Genomic DNA, 14,144 nt, shown 5'->3' with positions numbered 1-14,144 from the left:
ATGATTATCTAACGCGAAATCCCCTCGATAAGCTCTTCATATAATACAAGAGGACGCTCCCAAGAGCGTCCTTTTGTATTTCTTCGCTCACCAGGGGAAAGAACCACGGGATGCATGTTTTAGCTAACAACGAAGAAAATAATTACCATGCGTGATACCATTAACCAATTATTATGCTATTTTTAAAATTAATGATTTATTTTGACTAACCACCCCCTGGTTGACATCTTAATATCAACAAGGCTAGATAATTAATTAGACTTTGGAAGAACGCCGCATGAGCATGTTTTTTTTTTCACAGAGAAAAGTGCCGGCATCGAAAAATGAAATTGACTCTTTGCATCACTTAATTGACTAAAATCATGCTTTTTTCCCATTTTGGGATTTTTCATTGCGGTATAAACACGGATTGTGTGTCTTTCAGTTTAACCCTCTAGACGGAGGTGGATTATGAAAGTTAGTGTTGGTCTGGCTAAGGAAGGGGCTATCGAACGGCTCGAAAGCCGCGGCGTGAATCGGCGCGATTTCATGAAGTTTTGCGCCACTGTCGCGGCGGTCATGGGCATGGAGGCCTCGTTCGCCAAGCAGGTGGCGGCGGCCCTCACGAATCCCCGCAGGCCTTCGGTTGTTTACTTCCATTTCGCGGAATGCACCGGTTGTTCCATGGCAGTTGTCCGCACGGTCAACCCGTACATCGACGAACTTCTCCTGGACACCATTTCGATGGATTATCATGAAACATTAATGGCCGCGGCCGGCGACGCCGCTGAAGACGCCCTGCACCAGGCCGTCACCTCGCCCCATGGTTTCATCGCCGTCGTCGAAGGCGCTATTCCCACCAAGGACAATGGAATCTACGGCATGGTCGGCGGTCATACTATGTTGGAGATGGCCCAGAAGTACCTGCCCAAAGCCCAGGCAGTGATTGCCATCGGCGCGTGCGCGAACTTCGGCGGCATCCAGGCGGCTCACCCCAATCCTACGGAGTCCATGGGCGTGAACGAACTGATGAAACACCTCAACCTGCCGGTGCAGGCCATCAACGTCGCTGGCTGCCCGCCCAACCCGTACAACTTTGTCGGCACCGTGGTTCACCTGCTGACCCAGGGCATGCCCGCATTGGATAATCTGAGTCGTCCGAGAATGTTCTTCGGCGAATCCGTTCACGAACTGTGCGAACGCCTGGACCACTTCTACAACTATGAATTCGCCATGTCCTTTGATTCCGAAGAGGCGCGAAATGGATGGTGCCTCTACGAAGTGGGCTGCAAAGGTCCGGACACCTACAATAACTGTCCCAAGGTTAAGTTCAACGAAACGAACTGGCCCGTGGAAGCCGGCCATCCATGCATTGGCTGCAGCGAGCCGAAATTCTGGGACCAGCTGTCACCGTTCTATGAGAAGGTCTAGGACTTCGTACCCTCATCTTTCTATAAACCAGAGAAGGAGAACGAAATATGTCAGGCTGTAAGCCTCAAGCCGCACCGGTTGTTCCGGTGACGCCCCAGAGCAATTACTCTGGCCCCATTGTTGTCGATCCATTGACGCGGATCGAAGGTCATCTACGTTTGGAAGTAGAAGTGGACAACGGCAAGGTCGTTAATGCCCGTTCCAGTTCCCAGCTGTATCGCGGTTTGGAAACCATCCTGAAGGGGCGCGACCCTCGAGATGCGCAGCATTTCACGGCCCGCGCCTGCGGGGTCTGAAACTACGTACATGCCCTGGCATCCACCCGATGCCTGGACGACGCCGTGGGCGTCGACATTCCCGACAATGCACGCATCATTCGCAACCTGGTCATGGCTTCCCAGATCATGGCCGACCACTTTATCCACTTCTATGTCCTGCATGCTTTGGACTGGGTGGATGTAACCAGTGCCCTGAAAGCCGATCCGGTCAAGGCCGCAAAAATTGCCAACAACATTTCGCCGCGGCCTACTTCCGCCGGCGACTTGAAGGCGGTACAGGATAGGTTGACCGCTTTCGTCAACCAGGGACAGCTGGGCATCTTTACCAATGCCGACTTCCTGGGCGGCCATCCGGCCTACTATCTCCCGCCGGAGGTCAACCTGATCGCCACGGCCCATTATCTGGAAGCCCTGCGCCTGCAGATCAAGGCCACCCGGGCAATCGCCGTCTTCGGCGGCAAGGTTCCCCACACCCAGTTCACCATCAGCGGCGGCGTGACCTGTTACGAGTCCCTGCGCCCTGAAAAGCTGGAGGAATATCGCACTCTGACCAGGGAGACCCGCGAGTTCATCGAGCAGATGTACATTCCGGATCTCTTGGCCGTGGCGTCCTACTACAAGGATTGGGCCGGCATCGGCGGTTGCACCAACTATATCGCCTTTGGTGAGTTCCCTTGGAACGAAAGAGACCTGAACGCCCGCTGGCTGCCTCAGGGCGTGATCATGAACCGCGACCTGGCCAACATCCAGGACGTGAATCCGAACGAGATCTACGAACACGTGTCCGCCAGCTGGTACGAAGGTACCGAAGCCCGTCATCCCTATGAGGGCGTGACCGAGCCCAAGTACACCAGCCTGGACGACCCGCAGCGCTACTCCTGGATGAAAGCTCCGCGATACATGGGAGAAGCCATGGAAACCGGACCGCTGGCTTCGGTGCTGGTTGCCTATGCCAAAGGTCATCCGGAAACCGTTGCCGCCGTTGACATGGTGCTCGGCCATCTCGGCGTGGGACCGGAAGCTCTGCATTCCACCCTCGGCCGTACCGCGGCCCGGGGCATCAGGGCGTTGACCGTAGCACAGCAGAACGAAAAGTGGCTCGACGAACTGGTTGAGAACGTCAAGAGCGGCAACACCAAGCTTGCCAACGACCACCCCATGCCCATGGAAGCCGAAGGCGTCGGCTTTGCCGACGTTCCCCGCGGCGCCCTGAGCCACTGGATCAAGATCAAGGACGGCAAGATTGAAAACTTCCAATTGGTGGTGCCCTCCACCTGGAACCTGGGACCGCGTTGCGACAAGGGCAAGCTGGGTCCGGTCGAAGAGGCATTGATCAACACGCCCATCGCCGATCCCAAGCGACCCGTGGAACTGCTGCGCACCGTGCACTCGTTCGACCCGTGCATTGCCTGCGGCGTGCACGTCATCGACTCCAAGACCAACCAGGTCCACGAGTTCAAGGTCCTGTAACCCCTATCGACAGCTATTGACAGATCGCGGGCGCGTTGAATATCACCCGCGATCTGTCAACCGAAAGCGAAGAGATCTTTTCGAAGTCCTTCGCTTTCTTTATTGGATCTGTTCAGCAACACCCTTGGGACAGAGAGGGAACGGCCCGATTTGCTTTGATTTGCAGTCTCGCAAGTCTGACTTTGTGCCAGGACTTCGTTCGGCGAACCTTTGCCGTGCTCCTGCGCCACCAGATACTATTAATTCACGCAACACTTCGCTGTTACGAAGCCGGCCAAGAGTTGCGAGGCTGGTTAAAAACATGGCAAGCCGGACATTGAGTGTGTAGTTACTCTTTACCTTACAAGGCCAACATGACGGACAATAACAAAAAGATTCTGGTTTTGGGCGTGGGCAACATCCTGCTCAAGGACGAAGGCATCGGCGTGAGAACCGTGGAAAAACTTCAGGCGGAGTACGCTTTCTCTCCGAACGTGCAACTTATGGACGGCGGCACGTTGGGCATGGCGCTGATGGATCCGATCATGCTGTGTGACCGCCTGATCGTCGTGGACGCCGTTGTCAACGGAGGCGATCCGGGGACCATGTACCGTCTGGTCGGCGTAGAGATGGGCAAGAGCGTAGCCTTCAAAAATTCCATGCATCAGACGGACCTGCTGGAAACCCTGGCAACCTGCAAGGTGCTGGGCAAATGCCCCGAAACCGTAGTGATCGGCATGGAACCCAAGGAATTCGACCCTTGGGGCACGGAACTCACTCCTCCGGTCCAGGCCAGGCTGGCGGACATCTGCCAGGCCGTGCTCGCTGAAATCAAGGAAAGCGGCGGGGAGTTCTCACCAATTTCAACATAGGTTCATAACGGCCTACCGCGCAGACGTCCGTCAGGCCGTCTGCCGCTTCACTTCATGAATCACAGCACCTTTCGGGACAGCTTTGATTCTCCCTCCAGACTGCACGGGCCAAGGGCATAGACGCGGATTTTCGTGCTGCGGGGAAATTCCTTGCGGATCAATGACTGCAAGAGTTTCCGCAATTTTTCCGTGACCACTTTCTCGTGAACGCCTTTTTCAAATCCGTCCTGAAACGCGCTCCAGTCCTCCTCGCCGTCCCTGCGGAACAGTATCCGCCTATTACGCTTGTAGGTCCTGATCTCCAGACAGTGCCCGACGGGGAGCTTTGCCAGGCGCTCCAGAAGCGAAGGTATTGCTGAATTCTTGTCGATCATGTCCTGGATGAGGTTTCAGCGTCCGATTAGACAAATACTGATCTTGTCCAACTCGCCTTGTCGCACCCAATCCCATTTTTCTCGAAACAGTCGATCACTGCGGTGCAGACTGTTCTCGCTTTTCCGGGTCAAGAAGCGTTCCAGCTGGCTCGGGCCGCCGTTATACATTGCGTAGAGCATCGCGGCCTGCAGGTCCGGATCCCAGTCCTTCCCAGCCTCCCTGCTCATCCTGGGTTGGGCGTACTTGGTGTAGTAAAGATCCAGGATCTCAGCTCCCACTCTGGAGTTGTAGGCCGGATCCCACCTGAGCCGCGTCTGGTCGTACAGGCCGCGCCAGACCCGTTCATTGATCTGCATGATGCCCACGGAAGTATTGTTGGAGGATCTCAGATACATGATCTCCCCCCCCGAGAGTCTGAATTGCCGGAAGCAGCTTTCCAGCCAAGCCGTGGCCAGAACAAGGTCCTGAAAGTAATCTTGATGCGCGAAAGGAGCTTTGGATTCGGCAATAACGGAGTTCGCCTTTTTGTTGAGCACCCTGGTTACCCTGGCCATATACCCTTCCAGGTCCTTGCCGCGAAAAAGCCAATGCTCGAGGTTGTCCCGGAGTTCCGCGGGTGGTGATTCAGCTCTCGCCGAGGATGTGGAAAAGAATCCCGCCGCCAATTCCAAAGTCTGGATGATCCACGACCGCGGGGAGGTCCGCGCCGACGAGTCCTGCCTCTCCAGACCGAGAAGACGTTGCAGCTCCGGAATCATTTCCGGCCCGTAACCCGGCAGATCTTCCGCTCCCTCGTCCAGCAGCCTTGCCAGACGCAGCAGCCCGTCCCGGCTGATCACCAGGTCCAGGGCGGAACCGAGGCCATTCAAGGCCAACAATGCATCCGAGGCGGAAAAAAACGCGAAATAACCCAGCAAGGACTCCGATTTTGCATTCATCAAATGGCCGCGGAAAAGCGGACCAAGAGTTGTCCAGACCTCGACGAACTGCGAGCGGACCAGATCATCATGCATCACGGGGTCATCAAGCCGGGCCGAGAACTCGTGGCGCATTCGCAGCAACATGTCCAGAAGCAGCCATTGCTCTTCCTCGCTCAGCGGCTGCCCTGCCATAACGGTGATCATGTGCACCAGAAACGCATCCCATGCTTCCCATTCGGCAATGAATGCCTCCAGTTCCTCCACTGAGAAAAACGATCCATGAGGCTCCGGTTCCGGCCGGTACAGCGCATCGAACGCTGCCATGGTATTTTCCAGTTTCAAACCGTGGGCCAGAACCTGAACCTCTCCGGGTTGCATTCCTTGCAGCATCTCCAGAATTTCCTGGGGATGGTCGTCGGGAAGCACCAGAGTCAAAAAAGTCTGCAGCTCGTCTTTGGGTATGGCGAGATTGATGGATATGTCCGTCATGGACTGGAGGACATGGTTCTCGATCAGTCCCCAGGCCAGCGATGCCAGGCGGGCAGGTTGCCCGTCCAGATTCTGAATTTCAGATCCTGTAGGAATGAAACGCAGGCTCCAGTCTTCGGATCGAACCACCGGAATCTGCTTCAGGACAAGGGTTCCATTGAAGGTCACCGGCAGCACGCAGTAGCTGCCCATGCTCCGGCCATAGCGCAAATGAACCTGGATCTCCGTGAGCAGTTCCCCGGCTTGCTCACGAAACCGAGGTGCGGTGACCACCACGGCTTGGCATCCGTCCTGCTCGTAAAAGAGCGTCTTGTGCGTCCTGGCCTCGTTCACGCCCGCCGGCGCACCACCGCCAAGAAACGTATCGAGCACAAGTGCATTCAATAGGTTGTATTCAAGAGTCATGGGCAGGGAGATGCGTTGCTCTTCGGCATGGCTCGCCACCGCCGTCACTGAGAGCAGGACGAACGATGTCGTCAGAGAGCAAAGCCATCCTCTGCTCATCCAATTTTTGAGGTTGATCATGATGCTATTCTTCTCCGGATACAATTCGCAGCAATTCTTCCGTTACCTTCAGCGCTTCACGCTCACTGTCCCGGGAGAACCCACCATTCTGGAGCACGATGTGCGCATGGCTGAACAAAGGTCGCAGTAGCGGCGGTCCCTGGCTCCAGAAGGAGGATTCCCGAGCCTGTCGCAATTTGCGGTGAAAACCAAGCAGAAACCGCACGAAGGCTTTGGCCAGAGCCGGGTGCGCCCGGACCAGGTCCGTCCAGGAAGCCAGTGTCTTGTCCCGTCCCCACAACCCGAAGAGCTGCCCCCAAAAGAGCGACCAGAAATCCGCCAGTCGCTCCCTGGCCATGGGAGTTGCCTGATTACGCCGGAGAGGGCCCAGACGGTACAGCCCTGCCCTGGTTCTGGAAGAGGCAAACAGTTCCAACCCCGGCCAACGCAGCCTTTGCGGTGATATCCCCGCGGAATTGACCAGGGCGTGCGCCAGCAGAGCCACTCGCCGGGGAGGAAAGTGCTCGTGACATATGGGCCGAACTCCAAATCGGGTGCATCGCCAGCATCCCGAGCAGCTTTGTCTGGCCTGCAAAATGAAGTGACCGGGCTGGTAGGGGCCGGTTTCCCAGGGGTTGACGGGTCCCAGCGACAGGTTCAGCACCCGCAGCCCGCTCCAGGAGGCCAGATGCATCGGTCCGGTATCCGGCGTGATCAACAGTTCCAGCTCTTGTCCGAGTTGGGCGAACTGCACCAGGCTCAGGCGATTGGTCAAGTCCAGTACGTTCTGGCCAAGACCTTTGCGGACTGCCTCGGCCAGCGCCTTCTCGCCCGGTCCGCCAAGCAGGATCGGGCGCAAATCCCGGTGCAGCAGTTCCCGGGCCAGCCCAGCCCAGAAATCGGCGTCAGGATGCTTCGAGGATTCACTGGCGCCGAGGAAGAGGCCGATCCGCCGCCGGTCTCCCAGGCAAGATCTCGGTTCGGACCATTGCGTGGACCTGATCCGGGCCAGAGGGATGCAGTCCAGCGCGTTGAGGTCCGCCCAGTGGTAACGATTATGCCGGTTGGCATGAACCAGACCTGTTCGATACAATTGCCAGTTGCCGTAGACATGGCGCACGCCATCCGCGGACTGCACCGCCCCGATGTGCTGCTCAGCCCGCACCTCTCCGGCCAGAACAGCGGCCTTGGCTTCATGGCTCAAATTGATGCACAGGGAGAATGGCTGCGTGCGCAATGCGCCTGTGTCAGTCCAGGGAAAGTACGAAGCCGGGGGGCTGAGCCGCAGCAGTTCGTTGTAGAAGCGCGGCTCGCCCACCACCCACAGAGGGTGGCCCGGATACTCGCGCTGAAGCCACAAAAACAGGGGAAAGGACAGGATCAAATCCCCCATCCGCTGCATCTGCAAAACGAGGATCGGCTTTTTGGACATCATCCGTAGACCGCGACCATTGTCTTCAGAAGCCTGGTCATCCGGTGGTCGTAGGTATGTTCTTGCATGATTCGCTTCCGAGCGGCCAGACTGACGCGCTCGCGGGCGCCTGGCCGGCGCAGGTAATGGCGCACCAGATCGGGAATCTCTTCCGGGGAAGCATAAGCCACCACCTCCCGGCCGGGCTCGAACAGATGGTCCATCTGACGCCGCTGATCCGTAACCAGGAACCCGCCGCACGCCGGCACGTCGAAAACCCGCTGATTCACCGCGCCTTTCATCTGCATGCTGGTACAGTTGAAGTTGATCGCCGAACATGGATAGAACCGGGGCAGATCCGCGTAGTAGTTCAGCTCCGGATGCCAGCGCCAGGATCCGACGCTGTCGCGCAGGGCGCGCTTCCAGTATCTGTCTCCGGCAATCAGCGGGTTGAAGGGCAGAATTTGGCGGATACAGCGGTTGCGGTAGATTCTCGTGGCCTCCCAGGTGATCGCGGTTTCATAGGCCAGACGATCCTCGATGCTGGGCAGGGCTTGAAAGGCTTCGAAAATATTTGGAAAATCGGTTTGCAAATGCTCCCGGACGCTGTCTGCCGAAGAATCACCGAAAGAACATGCGATTTTCCTGTAAGCCAAAAGCATGGGTCTGGGGAAGCGGCCGACCTTGAGCCGCGCCGCCACCTTGGCCGCCATGGAATTGCCCACAAAGGACACCTCGGCCCGCCATTCCCGCGGGCAGGGCGACACTGCGGCGGAAGGCGGTCGAAACCGGTGCACGTCCGTGCCCAGGGGCAGGTAATGGACATGCTCGAAGCCCAGGCCGCGCAAGGAATCCACGTTGTCCGCGTCCCAGGTGAAAATGGTCGTCCAGGGACCGGCCAGATTGTTGTAGACGTAGAGCACCAGATGGGGATTGTCCACGAACCAGGAGGCCAAGGGCAGGCGGCACTTTTCCAGGAGATCCATGAGCACGCCTTCCCGGTCCACCCCCAGATGATTGATGGTCAGCACGAAGTCCGGCTTGAACTCCAGGATGGCCGTGAGCAATTCCTGAACGAATTCGGTCCTCCCCGTCTCCCTTGGCGTAAACTCCAGGAGCCTGTGGGGGACGTCCAGACGCTTGAATGCACTGACCACCTCGCCCAGCAGGAAATACTGGCTGGTCAGCAGAAGCACCCGGGGAGGCCATTGCCGGCATTTGGGATAGCTGGTGCGCGCCCAGATGTCGAAGCGGGCGCTGGCTTCCAGGTGGGCCTGGATGACCTTGTAGTATTCCGGGTCCAGACGGGCGTAGAGGGGCATGATCAGCGGCCGAAGCGGCAGACCGCCGTTGTCCATCTGCCACCGGGTCAACGCATCCAGGGCCTCCTGGGGCGTGTCGCCGTCCACCCAGAGAACGCGCGGGTTTGCGGCCGAATCCCGGCAACCGGTAACCTTCTGGATCTCGAGCTCTTTATCCACGACGGCAATGGGACCGCGGGTGATGGCGAGAAGTTGACGCACCGCCACGCCCAGACCGCTGCCCAGCAGCACGGGCAGCGTCTGCGCGTCCGCTTCCGACGCCAACGATTGCTCACGTTCCCGGCCCTTGCGTCCCCAGAGATGCCATTGGCGGCCCGATTCCAGGATGATGCGCACATCTTCCGGGCCGGTCTCCGCGCCGAACTCGGAATCCTGAGCCGGACCAAGCGCCATGGCCCTGTAGGCGACACGGCCTTTTGTCTGCTGGGGCGAAGTTGGGCCAGGCGAAAGGGGATTTAGGGCATCGGCCATGTGCTGCCTCACCAGGTCTGGGCGTCGGGCGAGTGATAGTAGAATTCCACTCTCCGGTTTTTCCGCCGGTTTTCTTCCGAGGTGTTGGGAACCAGCGGCCGGCTGTCCGCGTAGCCCACGGCCCGCATCCGGGTGGGGGAAAAGCCGCCGTACTCCATGATGTAGCGCAAAGCGGCCGTGGCCCGAGCCGCGGAAAGTTCCCAGTTGGAGGGAAACTGGGCCGAATTTACGGGCACGTCGTCAGTATGGCCGCGGATGACCAGGTTCATGTTGTAGTTCCGCAGAATACTGATAACGGCATCCAGGGCCGATTCGGCTTCCGGTCTGAGCGTGGCCGATCCTCTGTCGAACATGGACGCGCTGTCCACCCGCAGAACCATGCCGTTGTCGTCGGCCTCCACGCCGGTGCTTTTCTGCAGCGTTTCATCATTCTCCATGATGGTGCGCAACTGGACGACCATGCTCAGGATCTCCTCGTTCTCCTTGCTCAGTTCCATATCCTTGCGCTCGAACTGGGAGGGGGAAAAGGCCACGTAATCCGCCTCCCGACGCTGCACCTGCACGCCGAAAGCCGTCTGGATGGAGCCGAGCATATCCCGGAATCGAACAATATCCATGTTCGCGAAGGAGAGCACCAGGATGAAAAAGGTCAACAGCAGGGACATCAGGTCCGCAAAGGTGACCATCCATGTCGGAGCGCCTTCTTCTTCCGGAGGAGGAGTGTTCCTGAACTTCATGGGCATACGTGAGCAGTGAATGCGGTTATTGGCGCATCGAGGGCGGCATGAACGATTCCAGCTTTTCCTGGATCAGCCTGGGGTTTTCCCCGCGCAAAATGGACATCACGCCTTCCATGGTCATTTCCATCTTGGACAATTCTTCCTGGGAGCGCTCCTCCAGTTTCTTGGCAATGGGAATGAACGCCAGATTGGCCATCAAGGCGCCGTAGAGGGTGGTCAGCAAGGCCAGGGCCATGCCGGGACCGATAGCCGTGGGATCGTCCAGCACCTGGAGCATGTTCACCAGGCCGATCAACGTGCCGATCATGCCGAATGCCGGGGCCATGGTTCCCATGCCCTTGAACACTCCCTGGCCCTGACGGTGGCGAAGCTGGGTGAAATTCAGTTCGGTCTCCAGAATATTGCGCACGAGACGCTCTTCCGAGCCGTCGGCTATCAGCAGGATTCCCTTGCGCAGAAACTTGTCCGAAACCGTAGCCCGTTCCAGGGATACAAGGCTCTCCTTGCGAGCCTGATTGGCCAGGGCGACCACCTCGTTGATGACGAGCTGGGGGTTGGGGCTCTTGGAAAAAAAGGCCTTGAGGGCGACCTTGAACGAGCCCAGAACCACGCCCATGGGAAACATGATGAAGGTTACGGAAACAGTGCCGCCGATGACTATCAAAGCGGAGGGGGCATTGAGAAAACCGATGAAATCTCCGCCCAGCATGATGGCGATGAAAACAAAGAGAATGCCGCTGATCAAGCCCAGTAAGGTGCCGATGTCCATGATTGCCAGAATCCTTTATTCCGCCGGAGTTGCCAGATGAATTTGATCATTTTGCAGTATGATCCGAACGTTATACACATAATCGGAGATGGCCTGATAGGCTTGCCCGATGCTCACTTCCACCTCCGGGCGGATCTCTCCGGGCACGATCACGGCGCAGGAGGACAGATCGTTCGCAGTAATCTGCTCGGTCCAGAGAATGCGCTGCTTTTCCAGCACGGACAGCCGGTGCTCAAGGTCCTGCCGCAGTTGGACGTCGTGATTGGTCTCGATGGTCTGAACATCCAGAGCGTCCTTGCGAAGCTTCAAGGAATCAATGGTGGTTTCCAACTCCGAAAGCTTCTGCATCAGGAAAGGGTCATATCCCAGATTGATCGCGGTAATGGTGCTCAGTCCGCCACCCAGTTGCGCGCGGACATGCACCATCCGCCGGCAGGATGTTTCGCCGCCGATCAACTTGCTTCGCACCGCCAGGGCGTTGCCGACAAAAACCTTGCAGTGCAGGCAGGAGCCCTCCACCAGGAGATTCTTGCCTGCGCTGATCATGGCGTTTTCGCAAAACTTGACCTTGATGCTGCCCTTGGCCCTGAGAACCGCCCTGTTGTCGCCCTTAACGCCGGCCTCCACGTGGATGGATTGGGAGGCCTCCAGCACGGCGCCCTCCACGGGTCCTTTGACCAGAATGTTCCTGGCCTTGACCTTGAACCCGGACCGAACAGAACCATGAATGACGACATCCCCGATAAAGGTGATGTTTCCGGTGGCATAATCGACATCCCGGCGGACGTTGAGCAGGGTCTTGACCGCGATCTTGCCGTTCGGATCGTAGTAGACGTACCCGTTGGCCGTGGACAAAAGCAGGCTGACGTTCCGCGGATCGATCCGGGTGTTCTCCCCCATGGGAAACACCGGCTGCTCCAGAATGAATCTGGGGTCGTACTTGCCTTCCTCATGTTCCGGTATATCCACCAGTTCGGCCAGAACCTGTCCATCCACGACATTGTGCACATAGTCGCGGTTCAAGTGATCCACCGGTTCATTGCCCAGCGCTTTGGTCTTGATGTCCAGGTGATCGAAATCCGGATCAAAATGATGCTTCAGGAAATAACTCATGGTGGGTGATTGATGATTACCCCGAAGTTCTGGTGATCAGGTCGCATTCATTGACGACAACATCAAAAAAGGTGGTCAACTGCACCAGGTCCAGTGTTTTCAAGACCACGTCGCTTGGATGATAAAGGCAGCAGCTGCCGCCTTTCTGGTGCATCTTGTTGTTCAGGAAAACAAGACAACCGATGCCCGAACTGTCCAGAAAGGTGACCTGACTCAGGTCGCAGACCAGTATAGTCCCCTCGCCCATTTCCAGAAGCTGGGCTTCGACCTCTCCCTTCATTTTCTGGGTAATTTCGTAGGTGATCTTCCCGGAAAACACCAACTTGCTCCATATGCCAAACGACTCATACCGCAACTCAGCCATATTTTTACCTCATATGAGTTCAGGACTTGATTAATCCCAGTTGAACCCTGAGCACGCTGACGTCGTCGCGGATGTCCGGCGTGCCCGCACAGCCAAGATCCCGGAAGATGTCATCCAGCACGTGGTCCGAACGTCCCACGAAAGAAGCCGCCCGGTCCCAGAACCGTTCCAGGCCCAGAACTTCGCCCGGCGCGACTTCCCACTCGTAACAACCATCGGTAAAGAGAAAAAGAACGCTCCCGGCTTCAAGAGGAACATCCGCGGTTTGGGCACGGCACGGCATGACTCCCAATGCCGGCATGGCCGGGCGCAGCATCAGCGGGGAATCCCCGCGGCGGAGCAGCATTCCCGGTGCATGGCCGGCATTGACGTAGACCATGGAAGAAAAGTCCGCGCGGATATCGGCGACAAACAAGGTCACGAAATCCCCCTCCTCGCCGACATACAACCGCAACTGTTCGTTGATCAGTTCAAACAGTCCGCCCAGGCTCTCGAAGTTGCCGGAAAAGCGGATCATGGTCCGAACCATGGACATGATGAACGCCGCCTTGGCACCGTGGCCGCTGACATCGGCCATGACCACGCGAAAATTCCCATCGGGCAGGAAAAAGTAGTCGAAGTAATCCCCGCTGGCCTGGTCCGACGGCAGGTACAGGCTCTGGATCTTGATTCCCGGATGACGTGGGCTGGAAGCGGGAAGCAAACGCCGTTGCAGCCTGGCTATTTCCTCGATTTCCCGGGACATGGCCGTATTGGCCTCGCGCAGGCTGCGCGTCAGCCTGACCTGACGCTCCGCCACACGGACCCGGGCCAGGAGTTCCAGCGCATCAAAAGGCTTCACCAGGTAGTCGTTGGCGCCGAGATGCAGTGCCTCGGACTTCTGCTCCGATGTGTCGTCGGATGTCAGGACCAGGATGAACAGATCCTGGTCGCCGAGGACCCGGCGCACATGCCGGATCACCTCCAGGCCGTCCATGCGGGGCATGTTCATGTCCAGCAGACAGATTTCCGGACGCGCCTCCCGATACGCCTCCACTGCCTCCATCCCGTCGCGACAGGCCCGAATCTGGTAGTGATCACGAAGGATCTCCTCAAGATAGTTGCGGAAGGTCATGGAATCGTCCACGACCATGACGCTGATCGGGGTTGCATCGGCATGGCCGGCAGGCATGGAGGTCCTTGGAAGAATAATCACAGTGTTTGCGAATCCCAGATCAAAGTCAGCGGACCCCAGTTGTGAAGGATGACGTCCATCTCCTCGCCGAAGGATCCGGTTTGCACCCGACCAGGAATCAGGTGTTCCAGTTCCGCGGCAAAGGCGTCGAAAAGCCGGGCGGCGCGTTGCGGTTCGGCGGCATCGTGCAGGGAGGGCCGGCGTCCTTTGCGGCAGTCCGCATGCAGGGTGAACTGCGAAACGGCCAAAACCTGCCCGCCCACATCCGCCACGCTCAGGTCCAGCCTGTCCGACTCGTTGGGAAAGATGCGGACCTGTACGAGTTTGCGGGCCATCCGGGAAAGCACGATCCCGGCTGCGGGCATGTCCTCGTCCTCCTGCCCGAAACCCACCAGAACCAGGATTCCCTGATCAATGGCGGCCACCGCCCGGCCTTGGACTTCCACCCGTGCGAATTTCACCCGCTGCAGCACAAACCGCACG

Annotated in this window: 13 protein-coding genes; 3 read left to right on the top strand and 10 right to left on the bottom strand. The window is 57.9% G+C overall.

Annotated elements, in window-relative coordinates; translation table 11 throughout:
- The first annotated feature begins 450 nt into the window (after positions 1 to 450).
- The 3 genes from BLP93_RS07235 to BLP93_RS07225 all read left to right on the top strand — a co-directional run bounded on the left by BLP93_RS07235 (position 451) and on the right by BLP93_RS07225 (position 4,009).
- Positions 451 to 1,410: a hydrogenase small subunit gene (locus BLP93_RS07235; RefSeq protein WP_092119283.1), complete on the top strand. Its 960-nt coding sequence runs from the start codon at positions 451 to 453 to the stop codon at positions 1,408 to 1,410.
- A 47-nt stretch (positions 1,411 to 1,457) separates the two neighbouring features.
- Entirely contained in the window at positions 1,458 to 3,158 is a 1,701-nt protein-coding gene (locus BLP93_RS07230; protein ID WP_092119280.1) for a nickel-dependent hydrogenase large subunit, read from the top strand.
- A gap of 353 nt (positions 3,159 to 3,511) precedes the next feature.
- A complete protein-coding gene (locus BLP93_RS07225) occupies positions 3,512 to 4,009 on the top strand; it encodes a HyaD/HybD family hydrogenase maturation endopeptidase (protein WP_092119276.1) in 498 nt (165 codons plus the stop codon).
- 59 nt (positions 4,010 to 4,068) lie between these two features.
- Here BLP93_RS07225 and BLP93_RS07220 read toward each other — a convergent pair whose 3' ends face one another.
- From BLP93_RS07220 to dtd, 10 genes are read right to left on the bottom strand one after another with little or no spacing between them, the layout of a single operon-like run.
- On the bottom strand, positions 4,069 to 4,383 hold the full coding sequence (locus tag BLP93_RS07220) for a hypothetical protein (protein WP_092119273.1): 315 nt from the start codon (positions 4,381 to 4,383) through the stop codon (positions 4,069 to 4,071).
- A 15-nt stretch (positions 4,384 to 4,398) separates the two neighbouring features.
- Positions 4,399 to 6,318 (bottom strand): lytic transglycosylase domain-containing protein, encoded by a 1,920-nt coding sequence (locus BLP93_RS07215; protein WP_092119270.1) that lies wholly within the window; start codon positions 6,316 to 6,318, stop codon positions 4,399 to 4,401.
- A gap of 4 nt (positions 6,319 to 6,322) precedes the next feature.
- The gene (locus BLP93_RS07210) at positions 6,323 to 7,732 is read right to left on the bottom strand and encodes a glycosyltransferase family 9 protein (RefSeq protein ID WP_244148674.1); all 1,410 of its coding nucleotides are present in this window, start codon (positions 7,730 to 7,732) and stop codon (positions 6,323 to 6,325) included.
- Positions 7,729 to 9,501: a CgeB family protein gene (locus BLP93_RS07205; RefSeq protein ID WP_244148673.1), complete on the bottom strand. Its 1,773-nt coding sequence runs from the start codon at positions 9,499 to 9,501 to the stop codon at positions 7,729 to 7,731. The genes BLP93_RS07210 and BLP93_RS07205 overlap by 4 nt, the downstream gene beginning before the upstream one ends.
- A gap of 8 nt (positions 9,502 to 9,509) precedes the next feature.
- A complete protein-coding gene (locus tag BLP93_RS07200; RefSeq protein WP_244148672.1) occupies positions 9,510 to 10,238 on the bottom strand; it encodes an OmpA family protein in 729 nt (242 codons plus the stop codon).
- A 25-nt stretch (positions 10,239 to 10,263) separates the two neighbouring features.
- Positions 10,264 to 11,010 (bottom strand): motility protein A, encoded by a 747-nt coding sequence (locus BLP93_RS07195; protein ID WP_092119258.1) that lies wholly within the window; start codon positions 11,008 to 11,010, stop codon positions 10,264 to 10,266.
- A gap of 15 nt (positions 11,011 to 11,025) precedes the next feature.
- Positions 11,026 to 12,123 carry a FapA family protein gene (locus BLP93_RS07190; RefSeq protein WP_092119255.1) on the bottom strand — a complete coding sequence of 366 codons (1,098 nt, stop codon included), beginning with the start codon at positions 12,121 to 12,123 and terminating at the stop codon, positions 11,026 to 11,028.
- Between the two features lie 16 nt (positions 12,124 to 12,139).
- A complete protein-coding gene (locus tag BLP93_RS07185) occupies positions 12,140 to 12,487 on the bottom strand; it encodes an STAS domain-containing protein (protein WP_092119252.1) in 348 nt (115 codons plus the stop codon).
- 19 nt (positions 12,488 to 12,506) lie between these two features.
- On the bottom strand, positions 12,507 to 13,658 hold the full coding sequence (locus BLP93_RS07180; protein ID WP_092119249.1) for a PP2C family protein-serine/threonine phosphatase: 1,152 nt from the start codon (positions 13,656 to 13,658) through the stop codon (positions 12,507 to 12,509).
- 20 nt (positions 13,659 to 13,678) lie between these two features.
- Positions 13,679 to 14,143, bottom strand: coding sequence for a D-aminoacyl-tRNA deacylase (dtd, locus tag BLP93_RS07175; RefSeq protein ID WP_092119246.1), 465 nt, complete (start codon positions 14,141 to 14,143; stop codon positions 13,679 to 13,681).
- Between the last annotated feature and the right edge of the window lies 1 nt (position 14,144).

The sequence above is a fragment of the Desulfonatronum thiosulfatophilum genome (assembly GCF_900104215.1).
Lineage (GTDB): Bacteria > Desulfobacterota > Desulfovibrionia > Desulfovibrionales > Desulfonatronaceae > Desulfonatronum > Desulfonatronum thiosulfatophilum.
The sequence above is the reverse complement of the archived record's forward strand: the minus strand, read 5'-3'. Positions and strand labels throughout refer to the sequence as shown.

Coding starts and splice junctions, on each gene's coding strand:
- BLP93_RS07235 (WP_092119283.1), top strand. CDS start 451: ATGAAAGTTAGTGTTGGTCTGGCTAAGGAAGGGGCTATCGAACGGCTC.
- BLP93_RS07225 (WP_092119276.1), top strand. CDS start 3,512: ATGACGGACAATAACAAAAAGATTCTGGTTTTGGGCGTGGGCAACATC.
- BLP93_RS07220 (WP_092119273.1), bottom strand. CDS start 4,383: ATGATCGACAAGAATTCAGCAATACCTTCGCTTCTGGAGCGCCTGGCA.
- BLP93_RS07215 (WP_092119270.1), bottom strand. CDS start 6,318: ATGATCAACCTCAAAAATTGGATGAGCAGAGGATGGCTTTGCTCTCTG.
- BLP93_RS07210 (WP_244148674.1), bottom strand. CDS start 7,732: ATGATGTCCAAAAAGCCGATCCTCGTTTTGCAGATGCAGCGGATGGGG.
- BLP93_RS07205 (WP_244148673.1), bottom strand. CDS start 9,501: ATGGCCGATGCCCTAAATCCCCTTTCGCCTGGCCCAACTTCGCCCCAG.
- BLP93_RS07200 (WP_244148672.1), bottom strand. CDS start 10,238: ATGAAGTTCAGGAACACTCCTCCTCCGGAAGAAGAAGGCGCTCCGACA.
- BLP93_RS07195 (WP_092119258.1), bottom strand. CDS start 11,010: ATGGACATCGGCACCTTACTGGGCTTGATCAGCGGCATTCTCTTTGTT.
- BLP93_RS07190 (WP_092119255.1), bottom strand. CDS start 12,123: ATGAGTTATTTCCTGAAGCATCATTTTGATCCGGATTTCGATCACCTG.
- BLP93_RS07185 (WP_092119252.1), bottom strand. CDS start 12,487: ATGGCTGAGTTGCGGTATGAGTCGTTTGGCATATGGAGCAAGTTGGTG.
- BLP93_RS07180 (WP_092119249.1), bottom strand. CDS start 13,658: ATGCCTGCCGGCCATGCCGATGCAACCCCGATCAGCGTCATGGTCGTG.